The sequence below is a fragment of the Aeromonas sobria genome (assembly GCF_006243315.1).
GTDB classification, from domain to species: domain Bacteria; phylum Pseudomonadota; class Gammaproteobacteria; order Enterobacterales; family Aeromonadaceae; genus Aeromonas; species Aeromonas sobria_A.
The window spans coordinates 1-18,957 of the sequence record NZ_NKWE01000065.1; the positions used below are offsets into that span (position 1 = coordinate 1).

Annotated in this window: 18 protein-coding genes and 1 tRNA gene; all 19 read right to left on the reverse strand. The window is 54.0% G+C overall.

All coding sequences use genetic code 11. The features are described 5' to 3' along the window. Positions 1 to 137 (reverse strand): GTP-binding protein (locus CF137_RS19610; RefSeq protein WP_240038577.1); only part of this gene is annotated, 137 nt, incomplete at its 3' end. Between the two features lie 54 nt (positions 138 to 191). After that, a complete protein-coding gene (gene fusA / locus CF137_RS19615) occupies positions 192 to 2,297 on the reverse strand; it encodes an elongation factor G (RefSeq protein WP_042019299.1) in 2,106 nt (701 codons plus the stop codon). A gap of 75 nt (positions 2,298 to 2,372) precedes the next feature. Beyond that, positions 2,373 to 2,843, reverse strand: a complete 471-nt coding sequence (gene rpsG, locus CF137_RS19620; protein WP_042019301.1) for a 30S ribosomal protein S7 — start codon at positions 2,841 to 2,843, stop codon at positions 2,373 to 2,375. Between the two features lie 93 nt (positions 2,844 to 2,936). Continuing rightward, positions 2,937 to 3,311, reverse strand: a complete 375-nt coding sequence (gene rpsL / locus CF137_RS19625) for a 30S ribosomal protein S12 (protein WP_005306278.1) — start codon at positions 3,309 to 3,311, stop codon at positions 2,937 to 2,939. A 182-nt stretch (positions 3,312 to 3,493) separates the two neighbouring features. Beyond that, a complete protein-coding gene (gene tusB / locus CF137_RS19630; RefSeq protein WP_042019303.1) occupies positions 3,494 to 3,772 on the reverse strand; it encodes a sulfurtransferase complex subunit TusB in 279 nt (92 codons plus the stop codon). A 7-nt stretch (positions 3,773 to 3,779) separates the two neighbouring features. Beyond that, on the reverse strand, positions 3,780 to 4,139 hold the full coding sequence (gene tusC / locus CF137_RS19635) for a sulfurtransferase complex subunit TusC (protein WP_139721134.1): 360 nt from the start codon (positions 4,137 to 4,139) through the stop codon (positions 3,780 to 3,782). A 9-nt stretch (positions 4,140 to 4,148) separates the two neighbouring features. After that, positions 4,149 to 4,541: a sulfurtransferase complex subunit TusD gene (tusD, locus tag CF137_RS19640; protein WP_068978301.1), complete on the reverse strand. Its 393-nt coding sequence runs from the start codon at positions 4,539 to 4,541 to the stop codon at positions 4,149 to 4,151. Positions 4,542 to 4,625: 84 nt separating this feature from the next. Continuing rightward, positions 4,626 to 5,006: a RidA family protein gene (locus CF137_RS19645; protein ID WP_005339904.1), complete on the reverse strand. Its 381-nt coding sequence runs from the start codon at positions 5,004 to 5,006 to the stop codon at positions 4,626 to 4,628. Positions 5,007 to 5,030: 24 nt separating this feature from the next. Continuing rightward, positions 5,031 to 5,747, reverse strand: coding sequence for a helix-turn-helix transcriptional regulator (locus CF137_RS19650; RefSeq protein ID WP_042019310.1), 717 nt, complete (start codon positions 5,745 to 5,747; stop codon positions 5,031 to 5,033). 339 nt (positions 5,748 to 6,086) lie between these two features. Then, positions 6,087 to 10,391, reverse strand: a complete 4,305-nt coding sequence (gene rpoC / locus CF137_RS19655) for a DNA-directed RNA polymerase subunit beta' (protein WP_042019312.1) — start codon at positions 10,389 to 10,391, stop codon at positions 6,087 to 6,089. A gap of 91 nt (positions 10,392 to 10,482) precedes the next feature. Continuing rightward, on the reverse strand, positions 10,483 to 14,511 hold the full coding sequence (rpoB, locus tag CF137_RS19660; RefSeq protein WP_082186738.1) for a DNA-directed RNA polymerase subunit beta: 4,029 nt from the start codon (positions 14,509 to 14,511) through the stop codon (positions 10,483 to 10,485). A gap of 224 nt (positions 14,512 to 14,735) precedes the next feature. Then, the gene (gene rplL, locus CF137_RS19665) at positions 14,736 to 15,098 is read right to left on the reverse strand and encodes a 50S ribosomal protein L7/L12 (protein ID WP_042019315.1); all 363 of its coding nucleotides are present in this window, start codon (positions 15,096 to 15,098) and stop codon (positions 14,736 to 14,738) included. A gap of 51 nt (positions 15,099 to 15,149) precedes the next feature. Continuing rightward, entirely contained in the window at positions 15,150 to 15,650 is a 501-nt protein-coding gene (gene rplJ, locus CF137_RS19670) for a 50S ribosomal protein L10 (RefSeq protein WP_042019317.1), read from the reverse strand. A gap of 257 nt (positions 15,651 to 15,907) precedes the next feature. Continuing rightward, the gene (rplA, locus tag CF137_RS19675) at positions 15,908 to 16,609 is read right to left on the reverse strand and encodes a 50S ribosomal protein L1 (protein WP_042019318.1); all 702 of its coding nucleotides are present in this window, start codon (positions 16,607 to 16,609) and stop codon (positions 15,908 to 15,910) included. Between the two features lie 4 nt (positions 16,610 to 16,613). Beyond that, positions 16,614 to 17,042, reverse strand: a complete 429-nt coding sequence (rplK, locus tag CF137_RS19680) for a 50S ribosomal protein L11 (protein WP_042019319.1) — start codon at positions 17,040 to 17,042, stop codon at positions 16,614 to 16,616. Between the two features lie 135 nt (positions 17,043 to 17,177). Next, on the reverse strand, positions 17,178 to 17,729 hold the full coding sequence (gene nusG / locus CF137_RS19685) for a transcription termination/antitermination protein NusG (protein WP_042019321.1): 552 nt from the start codon (positions 17,727 to 17,729) through the stop codon (positions 17,178 to 17,180). Between the two features lie 9 nt (positions 17,730 to 17,738). Next, positions 17,739 to 18,110 carry a preprotein translocase subunit SecE gene (gene secE, locus CF137_RS19690; RefSeq protein ID WP_042019322.1) on the reverse strand — a complete coding sequence of 124 codons (372 nt, stop codon included), beginning with the start codon at positions 18,108 to 18,110 and terminating at the stop codon, positions 17,739 to 17,741. 60 nt (positions 18,111 to 18,170) lie between these two features. Beyond that, positions 18,171 to 18,247 (reverse strand) — tRNA-Trp (locus CF137_RS19695). A 53-nt stretch (positions 18,248 to 18,300) separates the two neighbouring features. After that, positions 18,301 to 18,957, reverse strand: a 657-nt coding sequence (locus CF137_RS19700) for an EF-Tu C-terminal domain-related protein (RefSeq protein ID WP_240038576.1), incomplete at its 5' end; no start/stop codon positions are given.

The following is an 18,957-nucleotide window of genomic DNA, read 5'->3' on the forward strand; positions in this document are numbered from 1 at the left end:
GCGAAAGCTTTACCACCGTAGTGCTTGGCCAGCACACTGGTGATAGCTGCAGTCAGGGTGGTTTTACCGTGGTCAACGTGGCCGATGGTGCCCACGTTTACGTGCGGTTTGTTACGCTCAAATTTTTCTTTAGACACGACGTAGTCCTTCTAGGTTAAACCCGCCTACCGTCGTAAGCGGGGAATCATAAATTACTTGGATTTGCGCTCTTCGATTACTGCTTGAGCCACGTTAGTCGGGGCATCAGAGTACTTAGCGAATTCCATTGCGTAGGAAGCACGACCTTGGGTAGCGGAACGCAGTGCAGTTGCATAACCGAACATTTCGGCCAACGGCACCAGAGCGCGTACGATCTTGCCGGACGGGCCATCTTCCATACCTTCGATCAGGCCACGACGACGGTTCAGGTCACCGATAACGTCGCCCATGTAATCTTCCGGAGTCTCGACTTCAACCTGCATAACCGGCTCAAGCAGCACTGGCTTGGCTTTCATGTAGCCAGCTTTAAATGCCAGAGATGCAGCGATCTTGAACGCCAGCTCGGAAGAGTCGACATCGTGGTAAGAACCGTAGTGCAGACGAACACCGACATCCATAACCGGATAGCCAGCCAGCGGGCCAGATTTGAGCTGCTCACGCAGACCCTTATCAACACCCGGGATGTATTCGCCTGGGATCACGCCGCCTTTGATGTCATTAACGAACTCGTAGGCTTTACCGGCTTCCAGCGGGTACATGTCGATCACAACGTGACCATACTGACCGCGACCACCAGACTGCTTGGCGTGCTTACCTTCGATATCCTTGACGGTTTCACGAATGGTTTCACGGTAGGCAACCTGCGGCTTACCAACGTTAGCTTCAACCTTGAACTCGCGACGCATACGGTCAACGATGATGTCCAGGTGCAGCTCGCCCATACCAGCGATGATGGTTTGGCCAGATTCTTCGTCAGTCCATACACGGAAAGACGGATCTTCTTGCGCCAGACGGCCCAGTGCCAGACCCATCTTCTCTTGGTCAGCCTTGGTTTTCGGCTCAACCGCGATAGAAATTACCGGCTCCGGGAATTCCATACGCTCGAGGATGATCGGTGATTTTTCATCACACAGGGTATCACCGGTGGTCACATCTTTCAGACCGATAGCAGCAGCGATGTCGCCAGCGCGTACTTCTTTGATCTCTTCACGCTTGTTGGCGTGCATCTGAACGATACGGCCAAAACGCTCGCGCTTGTCCTTAACGGAGTTCAGCACGGTGTCACCGGAGTTAACAACACCGGAGTAGACGCGGAAGAAGGTCAGATTACCAACGAACGGGTCGGTAGCAATTTTGAACGCCAGAGCAGAGAACGGCTCGTCATCAGAAGCATGACGTTCGTCTTTGGTCTCGCCGTCCATTTTCAGGCCGTCGATAGCTGCTACGTCGGTCGGTGCCGGCAGATAGTCAACTACGGCATCCAGCATAGCCTGAACGCCTTTGTTCTTGAACGCAGAGCCACAGGTAACCAGGATGATCTCGTTGTTCAGAACGCGCAAACGAAGAGCTTTCTTGATTTCTTCTTCGGTCAGTTCTTCACCGCCGAGGTACTTTTCCATCAAGTCTTCAGATGCTTCAGCAGCTGCTTCAACCAGGTTCATGCGCATTTCTTGCGCCTGCTCCAGCAGTTCAGCCGGGATCTCTTCGTAATCGAAGGATACGCCCTGATCAGCTTCGCTCCAGTTGATGGCTTTCATCTTGACCAGGTCAACAACGCCCTTGAAGTTCTCTTCTGCACCGATGTTCAGTTGCAGGGGAACCGGAACGCCTTTCAGACGAGTCTTGATGTGCTCAACGCAGCGCAAATAGTTAGCACCGGTACGGTCCATCTTGTTGACGAACGCGATACGGGGAACTTTGTACTTGTTAGCCTGACGCCATACGGTTTCAGACTGTGGCTGTACGCCACCTACGGCACAGTACACCATCACGGCACCGTCCAGAACACGCATTGAACGCTCTACTTCGATAGTAAAGTCAACGTGGCCCGGGGTGTCGATGATGTTGATACGGTGCGGTTGATACTGTTTACCCATACCGGACCAGAATGCGGTGGTCGCGGCGGAGGTGATGGTAATACCACGCTCCTGTTCCTGTTCCATCCAGTCCATGGTGGCTGCGCCATCGTGAACTTCACCGATTTTGTGACTTACACCGGTGTAAAACAGAACGCGTTCGGTAGTAGTAGTTTTACCGGCGTCAATGTGAGCGGAGATACCGATGTTACGATAACGCTCAATAGGAGTTGTACGAGCCATTGTCATCCTCTTACTAAGGCGCTTCGCCCTAGGTAATGAAAGGCACGCAGAGCCAAGAGGCTCTGCGTAAGCGGATTACCAGCGGAAGTGAGCGAAGGCTTTGTTCGCTTCAGCCATACGGTGAACGTCTTCACGTTTCTTGACAGACGAACCCTTGTTATCAGAGGCATCCAGCAGCTCGCCAGCCAAACGCTGAGCCATTGATTTTTCACCACGTTTACGAGCGGCGTCAACCAACCAGCGCATTGCCAGGGCATTGCGACGGACCGGACGAACTTCTACCGGTACCTGATAGGTTGCACCACCGACACGACGAGATTTAACCTCGACGGACGGACGAATGTTATCCAGAGCTTCTTCGAAGACGGCCAGGTGATCTTTGCCGCTCTTGGTGGCAATGATGTCCAGGGCGCCATATACGATGGCTTCGGAAACAGATTTCTTGCCGTCAACCATTACTACGTTGACGAATTTAGCCAGCAGCTCTGATCCGAACTTGGGATCTGGCAGGATTTTACGCTGACCAACAACACGACGTCTTGGCATTTCAAATTCTCCGTAACTTCAGGGATTACCCAAAACTAGAAAGTTATCTAACTAGAAACGAATTAACGTTTGGCCTTACTTAACGGAGAACCATTAAGCTTTAGGACGCTTCACGCCATACTTGGAGCGAGCCTGCTTACGGTCTTTAACACCGGCACAGTCCAACGCACCACGAACGGTGTGATAACGAACACCTGGCAAGTCTTTTACACGACCGCCACGGATCAGAACAACAGAGTGCTCTTGCAGGTTGTGACCTTCACCACCGATGTAGGAGGTGACTTCGAAGCCGTTGGTCAGACGTACACGGCACACTTTACGCAGTGCAGAGTTAGGCTTCTTCGGGGTGGTGGTATATACACGGGTGCATACGCCACGCTTCTGAGGGCACGCTTCCAGCGCCGGCACGTTGCTCTTAACAACGAGCTTGATGCGTGGCTTGCGAACCAACTGGTTAATAGTTGCCATCAAGAGGCTCCTGATAATGACTTCATAAACGTGTGGAAAATCCTCCCCGCAGATACGGGGACGCGAAATTTTATGCCCTGTTGTCTGGGGAGTCAAGATTTATACAATTTGCGTCACAAAAGGACAATCTGGATCCGATCACTGCAAGGCTAACATACTGAATTTTAATGAAAATGATATAGTCACCCGCCCCAGGTGCGAGGCGAGCCATTTTTCGCGATCAGCGCCACCAGACCCGCCATATCCAGCGCAATGCCGACGCCATGGTGCAGACCACGGGCCTGCAGGTCATCTTGCATCACATAAAGCGGAATGCCCGCCAGTCGTTCACACCACTTGGGGGCCGCGGCAGCAATCACCGCATCCTGCATCAGCACCAGCTCATCTTCCGGCTGAAGATAGGAGAGCGCCTCCGCCAGCGCCTGACTTTGGAAGGGAGAATTCAATATCAGATGCAACATGGAGACCTCAAAAACTGATGTGAGTCGAACATTGCGCCCAGCGCCGAGCCAATTCATGGCGCGGTAAACTGTCGACGGGGATCAGCAGATCATCCACGGTCACACCACGCTCTGCCAACGAGTCAGCACAAACATAGACCTCTTCGATATCGTAGAGTTCCAGCATTTTGAAGGTGGGAGCGTAGTGGCGCTGCAAAATAGTGGCTGGTTGCTGCTCTTTGAGCAGTTGCAGCACGCCATCCCCAATCAGGAACAGCGCCAGCGAATCAGTCATGGCCGAGGTGGCCAGCAGGGCATCCAGCCCTTCCCGGCCGGCGGCATAGCCGTGCGGACCACGGCTGCAGATAAAGGCTAGTTTCTTGCTCATGGCTATCCCCTAGAACTGAACCAACCGATCGGCGGTGAGCGCCGCCTCGGCCAACTGGCCCAGACCACTCAGGCAAAATGGCGCTTGCAGATTGAAGTGCGCCTGCCCTGCCCCCTTGGCCTCCTGCTCATCGAGCACACCGCGCCGCATGGCGGCGGCGACACAGACGTCGATACGGATCCCCTGCTCTTCTGCCAGCTCTCGCCACAGACGCACCAGGTCGGTCTCATCGGACGCGGGCTGATGCAAGCCGTTACCGTTATGGACGCCATCCTGATAGAAGAACAGGTGAGACAAGGTATGCCCCTGAGCCAACAGCGTGCGGGCAAAGCGATAGGCAGTACTGGCCGACTGGGTGCCATAAGCAGGCCCCGTTACCAGGATGGCAAAACTCAAACTCATAGCAGGGCTCCTGTACTGACCCAGTCAATTTTACGCCAAAAATAAAAAAGCCCCTGCCAGGAGGGGCTTGATTCGATGCGTTAATCAGAGATGGGCGATTGCCTCGACCTCGACCAGCACATCTTTCGGCAGGCGGGCTACCTCAACACAGGAGCGGGCAGGTGCCGCATCGCCAAAGTAACGGGCATAGACCTGATTGAAGGCAACGAAGTTGTTCATGTCGCTCAGGAAGCAGGTGGTTTTTACCACCTTGCTGGCATCGGCACCGGCAGCATGCAACACAGCAACCAGATTCTTCATTACCCGTTCGGCTTGCTCTTCGATACCGCCAGCCACGATTTCCATGGTGGCAGGGTCGAGCGGGATCTGCCCGGAGGTGAAGATCATCTCGCCAACCTTGGTAGCCTGAACATAGGGACCAATCGCAGCAGGCGCCTTGTCGGTTGCAATCACTTCTTTAGCCATTCATCTATCCCCTTCTGGAATAAGTTACTCGTTCTCGTCTTCACCCTGCTTGCGCTGTCGGATGTAAAGATAAACGGTATGTTTTGAAATATTGAGTTTATCTGCCACCAGATTGATCGAATCCTTGATGTCGAAAATTCCCTTCTCGAACAGTTGAGTCACGATGAAACGGTTCTTGGCATTGTTGGCCACCGTGGGATCGCGGTTGATCTCGTCGATGGTGTTATCCACCGTCTGGGCAACCAGCTCTTCTACGCTGTTGGCAAAGGTCTCTGGTGACTGGCGCGCCGCCTGCTGGGGCGTCGGAAAAAATTCGGCCACAAATTCATGGAAAGGTGCATTGATGTGCAGGTTGATGCAGATCAGACCGATTACCTGCCGCTCACTGTTTCTGATAGAGATAGTGCTCGACTTCATCAAGGCGCCAGTGCGGCTACGGGCAAAATAACTCTGGGTATAATCCTGGCCCGTGCTCTCGATATCCTTGAGCATCCGCAAGGCCAGATCAGTGATGGGCGCCCCCAGGGTGCGTCCGGTATTGAATCCGTTGGCGATCTTGATCACCGACTCATGCAGATTTTCCAGGGAGTGGAGGACCACTTCACAATGCTTGCCGAACAATTCGGCCAAGCCATCGATGAGCCCATCGTATGAGCGCAACAATTCCCTGTCTTCATCTGTAAAAGTGCGGCTGATCAGCTGTTCTTCGGGAAACATCGTTTCCTCGATACCGACAGTCATGTTCTACCCCTGTAATAACCATTCAACTTGCCCGAGTTTTAAATTGCGGGGCAGTAAAGTCAACTTTTTTTGATTTTTTACTCTACAACTTTGCTCTGGATCATCTTGTAAACCGCGCAGGGCCTGCCTTTGCCGAGGAATTGGCCCGCCGCAGAAGAGTTCTATTGTGCAAACAGTCAATTGAGCAAACTGCATCAAGGTATGTTGCACCATCACCTGTCAGGATGACTCTCGAGGCATGGAAGACGAAACGCGAGCAAAAAAAATCCCCAAGCGATACTTGGGGATTTTTGTATAAGAGACGCCCCTGGAGGCGCTCTTTAAATCGCGGATGACGATTTACTCTTCGTCGAAGCTACCGGCTGCGTTCAGCAGATCCGCCAGGTTCTGTTGAGCTTCATCGGCAGTCACCTGCGGGGTACCAACAGCACGCGCTGCAGCGGCACGCTGGTTGATCCGGCTATGGTGGTAGGCAAAGCCGGTACCAGCCGGGATCAAACGACCCACAATGACGTTCTCTTTCAGGCCACGCAGTTCATCACGCTTGCCACCAACGGCAGCTTCGGTCAGAACACGGGTGGTTTCCTGGAAGGAAGCCGCAGAGATGAAGGACTCGGTACTCAGAGATGCCTTGGTAATACCCATCAGGATATGACGGAAGGTAGCGGGGGCCTTGCCCTCGGCAACCAGTTTACGGTTGGCAATCTTCACACGAGCAACTTCAACTTGCTCACCTTCGATCAGATCGGTATCACCAGCGCTCAAGATTTCGCACTTACGCAGCATCTGACGAACGATGACTTCGATGTGCTTGTCGTTGATCTTAACGCCTTGCAGACGGTAAACGTCCTGCACTTCGTTGGCGATGTAGTTGGCGACCGGGCTGATACCGCGCAGACGCAGGATATCGTGAGCAGACTCAGGACCGTCCGCCAGCACTTCACCCTTCTCAACTTTTTCACCTTCGAACACGTTCAGGTTACGCCACTTCGGAATCATCTCCTCGTAGACGCTGCCACCATCAGTCGGGGTGATGACCAGACGGCGCTTGCCTTTGGTCTCTTTCCCGAAGGAGATGGTACCGGAGACCTCGGCCAGAATAGCCGGTTCCTTCGGAATACGTGCTTCGAACAGATCCGCAACGCGCGGCAGACCACCGGTGATGTCCTTGGTACCACTGGATTCTTGCGGGATACGCGCTACCGCGTCACCCACACCCACGTTGGCACCATCTTCCAGGTTAACGATCGCCTTGCCCGGCAAGAAGTACTGGGCGGCTACATCGGTACCCGGAATCATCACATCTTTACCGTTCAGGTCGACCAGTTTAACGGTCGGACGCATCTCTTTACCGGCACTCGGACGCTCGTTGACATCCAGTACGACGATAGAAGAGAGACCGGTCAGCTCGTCGGTCTGACGAGTGATGGTCACGCCATCGATCATGTGTTCGAACTGCAGACGACCTGCTACTTCGGTGATGATCGGGTGGGTGTGCGGATCCCAGTTGGCAACGGTCTCGCCAGCGTTCACAGCCTGGTTGTCCTTCACTTCCAGCACGGAACCGTAAGGCAGCTTGTGGCTTTCCTTGGTACGGCCCATGTCATCCATGATGGTCAGTTCGGTAGAACGAGAGGTGATAACCAGCTTGTCATCGCTGTTGAGAACGAACTTGGCGTTCTGCAGCTTGATGCTACCGGTGTTCTTGACCTGAATGCTGTTCTCGGCAGCAGCTCGGGATGCGGCACCACCGATGTGGAAGGTACGCATCGTCAGCTGGGTACCCGGCTCACCGATGGACTGAGCGGCAATAACACCGACTGCCTCACCTTTGTTCACCAGGTGACCACGAGCCAGATCGCGGCCGTAGCAGCGAGCACAGTTACCGAAGTCAGTTTCACAGGTGATGGCAGAACGCACCTTCACACGGTCAACAGAGTTCTGTTCCAGCAGATCACACAGCTGCTCATCGAGCAGAGTATTGCGCGCTACCAGTACTTCATCTTCAGTACCCGGCTTGATCACGTCGTCGGCAAGCACACGGCCCAGCACGCGCTCACGCAGCGGCTCGACTACGTCGCCACCTTCGATCAGCGGAGTCATCCACAGACCTTCAACGGTGCCGCAATCGTCCTCGGTGATCACCATGTCCTGTGCCACGTCAACCAGACGACGGGTCAGATAACCGGAGTTCGCAGTCTTCAGTGCGGTATCCGCCAGACCCTTACGAGCACCGTGAGTGGAGATAAAGTACTGCAGTACGTTCAGACCTTCGCGGAAGTTCGCGACGATTGGCGTCTCGATGATGGAGCCATCCGGCTTGGCCATCAGGCCACGCATACCGGCCAGCTGACGGATCTGGGCGGCGGAACCACGCGCACCAGAGTCGGCCATCATAAAGATGCTGTTGAACGATGCCTGCTCTTCTTCTTCACCCAGCGAGTTAACATCACGCTCTTTGGACAAGTTCTCCATCATGGCCTTGGAGACGCGCTCGTTGGCGCTGGCCCAGATATCAATAACCTTGTTGTAGCGTTCGCCAGCGGTCACCAGACCAGACAGGAACTGGTCCTGGATCTCGGCAACTTCAGCTTCGGCAGCGGCGATGATGTCTTTCTTGGCATCCGGGATGACCATGTCATCGATACCAACAGAAGCACCAGACAGCGCTGCATAATGGAAACCGGTATACATCAGCTGGTCAGCGAAGATGACGGTGTCCTTCAGCCCCTGCTTGCGATAGCAGGTGTTCAGCAGACGGGAGATGAGCTTTTTGCCCAGCGCCTTGTTGGATACAGATTTGATCCAGTTCTGCGGATTGGCATCGAGATCAGCCTGCTCAGCGGCAGTCAGCACCTTCGGCTCGTCGATCAGCGCGTATTCCATGCCTTTTGGCAGGATCAGGCTCAGGATCGCACGACCAACGGTGGTGTTCTTCATCTCGGTACGCTCAACCAGTGAATCATCTTCCTGACGGAGATATTCGGTGATACGCACTTTGACGCGAGCGTGCAGATCGGCCAAACCGGCGCGATATACTTTCTCGGCTTCTTTCGGGCCGGCCAGCACCATACCTTCGCCCTTGGCGTTGATACGGGCACGGGTCATGTAGTACAGACCCAAGACCACGTCCTGAGAAGGAACGATGATCGGCTCACCGGAGGCAGGCGACAGGATGTTGTTGGTAGACATCATCAGCGCACGCGCTTCAAGCTGAGCTTCGATCGTCAGCGGTACGTGGACCGCCATCTGGTCACCGTCGAAGTCCGCGTTATAGGCGGCACAAACCAGCGGATGCAGCTGGATCGCTTTACCTTCGATCAGGGTCGGTTCGAATGCCTGGATACCCAGACGGTGCAGAGTCGGTGCACGGTTCAGCAGGACCGGGTGCTCGCGGATCACTTCGTCCAGGATATCCCAAACGACAGCTTCTTCGCGCTCAACCATCTTCTTGGCAGCCTTGATCGTGGTCGCCAGACCGCGAGTTTCCAGCTTGCCATAGATGAACGGCTTGAACAGTTCCAGCGCCATCTTCTTCGGCAGACCGCACTGATGCAGACGCAGAGTCGGACCTACGGTGATAACGGAACGACCAGAGTAGTCGACGCGCTTACCCAGCAGGTTTTGACGGAAACGACCTTGCTTACCCTTGATCATATCGGCCAAGGATTTCAGCGGACGCTTGTTAGAACCGGTGATGGCACGACCACGACGGCCGTTATCCAGCAGCGCATCGACGGACTCTTGCAGCATGCGCTTTTCGTTGCGCACGATGATGTCCGGAGCAGCCAGGTCCAGCAGACGCTTCAAGCGGTTGTTACGGTTGATCACGCGACGGTACAGATCGTTCAGATCGGAAGTCGCGAAACGGCCGCCGTCCAGCGGTACCAGCGGACGCAGGTCCGGCGGCAGCACAGGCAGCACTGTCATGATCATCCACTCCGGCTTGTTGCCGGACTGCAGGAATGCTTCCATCAACTTCAGACGCTTGGTGGTCTTCTTGCGCTTGGTCTCGGAGTTGGTCTGATCCAGCTCCTCACGCATAGTCTTGACTTCACCTTCCAGATCGATGGCGCGCAGCAATGCCAGGATTGCTTCGGCACCCATCTTGGCGTCAAATTCGTCGCCCCACTCTTCCAGCGCATCCAGGTACTGCTCTTCAGAGAGCATCTGGCTGCGTTCGAGGTTGGTCATGCCCGGCTCGATTACGACGAAAGATTCGAAGTAGAGCACGCGTTCGATGTCGCGCAGGGTCATGTCCAGCAGCAGGCCGATACGAGACGGCAGCGACTTCAGGAACCAAATGTGGGCAGTCGGGCTGGCCAGCTCGATATGGCCCATACGCTCGCGACGGACCTTGGTCTGAGTCACTTCAACGCCGCACTTCTCACAGATCACACCACGGTGTTTCAGGCGCTTGTACTTGCCGCACAGACACTCGTAGTCCTTCACCGGTCCGAAGATACGGGCACAGAACAGACCATCACGTTCCGGCTTAAAAGTCCGGTAGTTGATGGTCTCAGGCTTTTTGACCTCACCGAATGACCAGGAGCGGATCATGTCAGGAGAGGCCAGACCGATCTTGATACTGTCAAACTCTTCGGTCTTGGTCTGAGCCTTCAAAAACTTGAGTAAGTCTTTCACGTGTTTCCCCTGTCAGGAGTCTAACCTCGGCGCCCCTACTGCCAAAGCAGCGGGGCGCCCACGTCAATTCTCGAACAATAAGAGCGAGCTCTTACTCTTCGTCCAGCTCGATGTTGATACCCAGAGAGCGGATTTCCTTCAACAATACGTTGAAAGATTCGGGCATGCCCGGCTCCATACGGTGGTCGCCATCCACGATGTTCTTATACATCTTGGTACGGCCATTCACATCGTCAGACTTGACGGTCAGCATTTCCTGCAGGGTATATGCCGCACCGTAAGCCTCCAGGGCCCACACTTCCATCTCACCGAAACGCTGACCACCGAACTGTGCCTTACCACCCAGCGGCTGCTGGGTAACCAGGCTGTAAGAACCGGTAGAACGCGCGTGCATCTTGTCGTCAACCAAGTGGTTCAACTTGAGCATGTACATGTAACCAACGGTTACTTTACGCTCGAAGCGGTTACCAGTACGGCCATCGAACAGGTCAATCTGACCGGATTCCGGCAGATCAGCCAGCTTCAGCAGTGCTTTGATTTCGCGCTCTTTGGCACCATCAAACACCGGTGTAGCGACTGGCAGACCATTACGCAGGTTGCCCATCAACACACGTACGTCGTGATCAGACAGTTCAGCGATATCGACTTGCTTGGTGTCCTTCTCGCCCAGGTCATAGACCTGCTGCAGGAAGTTACGCATCTCGTGCAGCTCGCGCTGCTCTTTGATCATGCGGTCAATCTTCTCGCCGATACCCTTGGCCGCAAGGCCCAAGTGCACTTCGAGGATCTGACCGATGTTCATACGGGATGGTACACCCAGCGGGTTCAGTACGATGTCGACCGGACGGCCAAACTCGTCATGGGGCATATCCTCGACCGGGCAGATCTTGGAGATAACACCCTTGTTACCGTGACGGCCTGCCATCTTGTCACCCGGCTGGATGCGACGCTTGACTGCCAGATAAACCTTGACGATTTTCAGTACGCCCGGCGCCAGATCATCACCCTGGATAATCTTGCGACGCTTGTTCTCGAACTTCTTGTCGAAATCAGCTTTCAGCTCGATGTGCTGTTCAGCGATCTGTTCCAGTTCGGTCTGCTTGCCTTCATCTTCGATGGCCAGTTCAAACCACTTGGAGCGATCGAGCTTGTTCAGACGATCTTCGCTGTAACCGGCGGCCAGCAGCAGGTTGCGGGAGCGGCCGAAAATGCCGTCTTCCAGGATCTTGAACTCTTCGGTCAAGTCCTTCTTCGCTTCCTTCAGCTGCATCTCTTCGATTTCTTTGGCGCGCTTGTCTTTTTCCACGCCATCGCGGGTAAAGACTTGCACGTCAACCACGGTACCGTACACACCGTTCGGCACACGCAGGGAGGAGTCCTTCACATCGGAGGCCTTCTCACCAAAGATGGCGCGCAGCAGCTTCTCTTCCGGCGTCAGCTGGGTTTCACCTTTCGGTGTAACCTTACCAACCAGAATGTCGCCGCCCTTCACTTCGGCACCCACGTAGACGATACCGGACTCGTCCAGCTTGGACAGAGCGGCTTCACCCACGTTCGGGATGTCGGCAGTGATCTCTTCCGGACCCAGCTTGGTGTCACGGGAGATACAGGCCAGCTCCTGGATATGGATGGTGGTCAGGCGATCTTCCTGAACAACACGCTCATTCACCAGGATCGAGTCTTCGAAGTTGTAACCGTTCCACGGCATGAACGCGACGCGCATGTTCTGGCCCAGTGCCAGCTCACCCAAGTCGGTGGACGGGCCGTCAGCCAGCACGTCACCAGCCATCACCGGCTCACCCAACATCACGCAAGGACGCTGGTTGATACAGGTGTTCTGGTTAGAACGGGTATATTTGGTCAGGCTATAGATGTCGATACCGGCTTCGCCAGGCATCAGCTCATCTTCATTAACCTTCAGGACGATACGGGAGGCATCGACATAGTCGATTACGCCGCCACGCTTGGCTACTACGGTTACCCCGGAGTCAACAGCCACAGCGCGTTCCATACCCGTACCTACCAGCGGCTTGTCAGCACGCAGAGTCGGTACAGCCTGACGTTGCATGTTTGAACCCATCAATGCGCGGTTCGCGTCATCGTGTTCCAGGAACGGGATCAGAGCAGCTGCCACAGATACGATCTGCTGCGGGCTCACGTCCATATACTGGATCTGGTCGGCATTCATAAAGGTGGATTCACCTTTGTGACGGCACGGGATCAATTCATCTTTCAGACGGCCATCTTCGGTGGTCGCGGCGTTAGCCTGGGCGATCACGTACTTGCCTTCTTCGATAGCAGACAGGTAGTCCACTTCGTCGGTGATCACACCGTCAATGACCTTACGGTACGGCGTCTCAAGGAAACCATACTCGTTGGTACGAGAGTACACGGACAGAGAGTTGATCAGACCGATGTTCGGACCTTCAGGAGTCTCGATAGGGCACAGACGACCATAGTGGGTCGGGTGTACGTCTCGGACTTCAAAGCCGGCACGCTCACGAGTCAAACCGCCCGGGCCCAGCGCAGAAATACGGCGCTTGTGGGTCACTTCGGAGAGCGGGTTGTTCTGGTCCATAAACTGAGACAGCTGGCTGGAACCAAAGAACTCTTTGACTGCGGCGGAGATCGGCTTGGCGTTGATCAGATCCTGTGGCATCAGGGTGTCCAGGTCGCCCAGGGAGAGACGCTCCTTGACCGCACGCTCGACACGCACCAAACCGACACGGAACTGGTTTTCAGCCATTTCACCGACAGAACGGATACGACGGTTACCCAAGTGGTCGATATCGTCCACTTCGTCGTTGCCGTTACGGATGTCGATCAGACGCTTCATGACTTCGACGATGTCGTCTTTAGTCAGTACGCCAACGCCAGTCTCGACTTCACGACCCAGACGGCGGTTGAACTTCATCCGACCTACGGTAGACAGGTCGTAACGCTCAGGAGAGAAGAACAGGTTTTCGAACAGCTGTTCTGCTGCTTCACGCGTCGGCGGCTCACCTGGACGCATCATGCGATAGATTTCGACCAGCGCTTCCAAACGGTTGGAGCTGGAGTCGACACGCAGGGTCTCGGAGATATAAGCACCGTGATCCAGTTCGTTGGTGAACAGAACCTCGAAGTGCTTGAAGCCGGCTTGGGAAAGGTTAGCAATCGCTTCCAGGCTCAATGCCTGGTTGGCGGTCGCGACCACATCACCAGTTTGCGGATGTGCGTAGTCCTTGGCTGCAACTTTGCCAACAACATACTCAACCGGTACCTCAATCTGGGTAACGGCATCTTTTTCCAACTGACGGATGTGACGCGCAGTGACACGACGACCGGTCTCAACCACCACGGCACCATTGGCCACGATGTCAAAAGTCGCTGTTTCGCCACGCAAACGCTCAGGCACCAAATCCATCATCAACTTGCCATCTTTTACTTCAAAACCGATGGTCTCGAAGAAGGTGGCCAGGATCTGTTCGGAAGTGAAATCCAGGGCGCGCAACATAATGGATGCTGGCAATTTACGACGACGGTCGATACGGACAAACAGGTTGTCTTTTGCATCGAACTCGAAGTCCAGCCAGGAACCACGGTAGGGAATAACGCGGGCGTTATACAGTACCTTACCGGATGAATGAGTTTTGCCTTTATCGTGGTCGAAGAAGACGCCCGGGCTGCGGTGCAGCTGGGAGACGATTACCCGTTCGGTACCGTTGATAACAAAGGTGCCGTTCTCGGTCATGAGCGGAATTTCGCCCATGTACACTTCTTGTTCCTTGATGTCTTTGACGGTGCCGGCAGCTGCTTCTCGGTCGTATAGAACCATACGAAGCTTGACACGCAGCGGCGCGGAGTAGGTCACTCCACGGATCTGGCATTCTTTTACGTCAAATACCGGCTCACCCAGGCGATAGCTGACGTATTGAAGCTCAGCACTACCGGAGTAACTGGTGATCGGGAAAACGCTTCGGAAAGCGGCCTCTAGGCCATATTCACCTTCCGGGTCGGCCTCGATGAACTGCTTGAAGGAGTCCAGCTGGATGGACAACAGATAAGGCGTGTCCAGTACCTGGTCTCGCTTACCGAAGTCCTTACGAATGCGTTTTTTTTCGGTATAAGAGTAAACCATAGGGTTCCTCAGCTCGCTGATAAGTGACCCACTCTGTCCCGCGGGACAGCTCTGTCTCAACACCGTTTTGTGTTGACCCGGACGAATGGAAACGGTCCGGATTGCTGGTGCACCGAGAGTCGTAAACGGTGTGAAATGCTCTCAGTCTACAGCGCAAAAAGGCTGGTGAACAAATATTCACCAGCCCTAGCCTGTTTTATCAGGCTAATCTACATAAATGCAGATTATTTGATCTCAACAGAAGCACCAGCTTCTTCAAGCTGCTTCTTCAGAGCTTCAGCTTCATCTTTGGAGATGGCTTCTTTCAGGTTGGTCGGTGCAGCTTCTACCAGGTCCTTGGCTTCTTTCAGGCCCAGGCCGGTGGCAGCACGTACAGCTTTGATAACGGCAACTTTGTTGGCGCCAGCAGCGGTCAGTACTACGTCGAACTCGGTCTTCTCTTCTACTGCTTCAGCAGCCGGACCGGCAGCAACAGCAACAGCGGCAGAAACACCGAACTTCTCTTCCATAGCTTCGATCAGCTCAACAACTTCCATTACAGACATGGAAGCAACGGCTTCGATGATTTGGTCTTTAGTGATAGACATGACAAAAATTCCTGATGTTGAATAAACTCAAACAGCCTAAATAGGCGAGAATCAAGCAGCAGCTTGTTTCTGATCACGCACAGCAGCGATGGTACGAACCAGCTTGCCAGCAGAGGCTTCTTTCATAGTCGCCATCAACTTCGCAATTGCTTCGTTGTAGGTCGGCAGCGTGGCCAGACGATCAATTTGTGCTGCGGCGATAAACTCACCGTTAAAAGCGCCAGCCTTGATTTCGAACTTAGGGTTCGCTTTAGCAAAATCTTTGAACAGACGAGCAGCAGCGCCCGGGTGTTCGTTAGAGAATGCAATCAAGGTAGGACCAGTCAATACGTCGTTCAGGCACGCGTAATCGGTGCCTTCAACAGCACGACGCAGCAGGGTGTTACGCACTACGCGCATGTACACACCGGCTTCGCGAGCGGTTTTACGCAGGACGGTCATCTTATCAACAGTAACACCGCGAGTATCGGCGATTACTGCAGACAGAGCGCCTTTGGCAGCTTCGTTGACTTCAGCAACAATTGCCTTTTTGTCTTCGAGTCCCAATGCCATTGGCATAACTCCTGGATTGAATCTGAGTCTCATGACTCAGTACTGACACATCCCCCCTACCTTTACAACAGAGGGGAACGATGCGGTAGCAGGATTCCAGAAGAGAAAGAATCTTTCTCGCTGGGTTTCCGGCACCGTCTACGCAGGAAAAATTAAGGCGTTTAACGCCACCTGCGGTCTTGGACGGAGGTCGAAACCCCCAACCAATCAAGGCGCAAAATTATAGATTAAATTTTGCGCCTTGTAAAATCCATCAATTAGATCTTAGCTTCCAGAGTCGCTTGATCTACAGCAACACCGGCACCCATGGTGGTGGAGATGCTGACTTTCTTGATGAATACACCTTTGGCGGAAGAAGGTTTGCCTTTTTTCAGGGCAACCAGCAGAGCTTCCAAGTTTTCTTTCAGCTGACTTTCGTTGAAAGAAACCTTACCCAGAGTGGTATGGATGATACCATTCTTGTCATTACGGTAACGAACCTGACCAGCTTTAGCGTTCTTGACCGCTTCAGCAACGTTAGGAGTTACAGTACCAACTTTCGGGTTCGGCATCAGGCCGCGCGGGCCCAGGATCTGACCCAGTTGACCAACAACACGCATTGCATCCGGGGATGCGATAACGACGTCGAAGTTCATCTCGCCTTTCTTAACCAGATCGGCCAGGTCTTCCATACCTACCAGCTCAGCACCGGCTGCTTTAGCAGCTTCGGCGTTGGCGCCTTGGGTAAATACGGCAACGCGTACATCACGACCGGTACCGTGCGGCAGTACAGTAGCACCACGTACGTTCTGGTCAGATTTACGAGCGTCGATACCCAAGTTGACAGCAACGTCAACGCTTTCAACGAACTTGGCAGTAGCCAGTTCTTTCAGCAGGGCAATGGCTTCGTTGATGGAGTACTCTTTGGTACCGTCAACTTTTTCGCGAATAACGCGCATACGCTTGGAAAGTTTTGCCATTGTCTTAATCCTCCACTACCAGACCCATGGAACGAGCGGAGCCTGCGATGCAACGTACTTTTGCATCCAGATCGGCACCGGTCATATCCGGCTCTTTGGTCTTGGCGATTTCTTGCAGCTGGGCTACGGTCACCTTACCAACCTTGTCTTTGTTCGGCTTGGCAGAACCAGACTTGATACCGGCAACTTTCTTCAGCAGGAAGGAAGCAGGCGGAGTCTTGGTTTCGAAGGTGAAGGAACGGTCGCTGTAAACGGTGATCACGACCGGAGTCGGTGAACCTTTTTCCAGCTTTTCTGTACGAGCGTTAAACGCCTTACAGAATTCCATGATGTTCACACCGTGCTGACCCAGAGCAGGACCAACGGGAGGGCTGGGGTTAGCACTGCCAGCCTTAACTTGCAGCTTGATATAAGCTGTGACTTTCTTAGCCATTAGAAAAATACCTCAGATATGGGTTCTAGCGCCTCGGAGACATGCTCCTGCAAACGGCTCCCCAACTAAATAAAGGGGCAGCGAATTATAGAGATATTCGCTGCCCCTGACAACAGTTGAACGTACGAAATTCAATCAGCCCTTTTCGACCTGACCAAAATCCAGCTCAACAGGAGTAGAACGACCGAAGATCAGTACAGAGACCTTCACGCGGCTCTTCTCATAATCCACCTCTTCAACGGTACCGTTGAAGTCAGCAAACGGACCATCGGCAACCCGCACCATTTCACCCGGTTCAAACAGGGTTTTCGGACGCGGCTTGTCTTGGGCATCCTGCAGACGGTTGAGGATAGCATCGGCCTCTTTATCAGAGATCGGCGCCGGACGGTCAGAAGTACCGCCAATGAAGCCCATCACACGGGGTACATTACGTACCAGGTGCCATGTGGTTTCATCCATCAACATCTGGACCAGGACATAACCCGGGAAAAATTTGCGCTCACTCTTGCGCTTCTGGCCAGCACGCATCTCGACCACTTCTTCAGTCGGGACCAGTACTTCACCGAACATGTCTTCCATGCCATGCATCTTGATATGTTCACGCAGGGATTTAGCTACACGGCCTTCATAGCCGGAGAATGCCTGCACGACATACCATCTCATACGTTGTTCACGTTGTTCAGTCATGGCTTATCCTTACACACCGGTAATCAGGTTGACCAACCATACCAAGGCACCGTCCAGCACGAACAGCAACAAACCCATCACGGCGGTCACCGCCAGCACAATCAGGGTTGTCTGAATGGCTTCCTGACGGGTTGGCCATACGACCTTGCGGACTTCCAGGCGAGACTCACGGGCAAATGCCAGTGTGTTCTTTCCCTTGGTGGTTTGCAGGGCTACTGCACCAGCAGCAGCAATGACAACGACCACACCCAGGGCGCGGACGGCAGCGATGACATCGTTGAGCAGGTAATTACCCACTACAGCGGCCGCCAGGATAATGAAAACCAGGCCCCACAGCAGGGTATCCTTGCTTCCGCCCTGGCTCTCAGAACTAACACTCATACAACCCACCTGTATCTGACGTAACCTAAGACACAAAAGCCCCGTACGAGACGAGGTATATGGCAGGGGTGGCAGGACTCGAACCCGCAACCATCGGTTTTGGAGACCGCTGTTCTACCAATTCGAACTACACCCCTACATAAGAAAGCCCCTATTATAGGGGCTTTGCTTTATTTATGTAAGCCAAAGATTAGGCGATTACGCTAGCTACAACACCAGCACCTACGGTACGGCCACCTTCACGGATAGCGAAACGCAGGCCGTCGTCCATCGCGATCGGCGCAATCAGGGTAACAACCATTTTGATGTTGTCGCCTGGCATTACCATCTCTACGCCTTCCGGCAGCTCGATGGTACCGGTCACGTCGGTAGTACGGAAGTAGAACTGCGGACGGTAGCCCTTGAAGAACGGGGTATGACGACCACCTTCTTCTTTGGACAGTACGTACACTTCAGATTCAAACTTGGTGTGCGGCTTGATTGAGCCCGGCTTGGCCAGTACCTGACCACGCTCTACGTCTTCACGCTTCACGCCACGCAGCAGTGCACCAACGTTCTCGCCTGCACGACCTTCGTCCAGCAGCTTACGGAACATTTCTACACCGGTACAGGTAGTGGTCACGGTATCTTTGATACCAACGATTTCTACAGACTCACCAACTTTAACGATACCGCGCTCTACACGACCGGTAACAACAGTACCACGGCCAGCGATAGAGAATACGTCTTCGATTGGCATCAGGAACGGCAGGTCAATTGCACGCTCCGGCTCCGGGATGTAGGTATCCAGGTGGCCAGCCAACTCGATGATCTTCTCTTCCCACTGAGCTTCGCCTTCCAGCGCTTT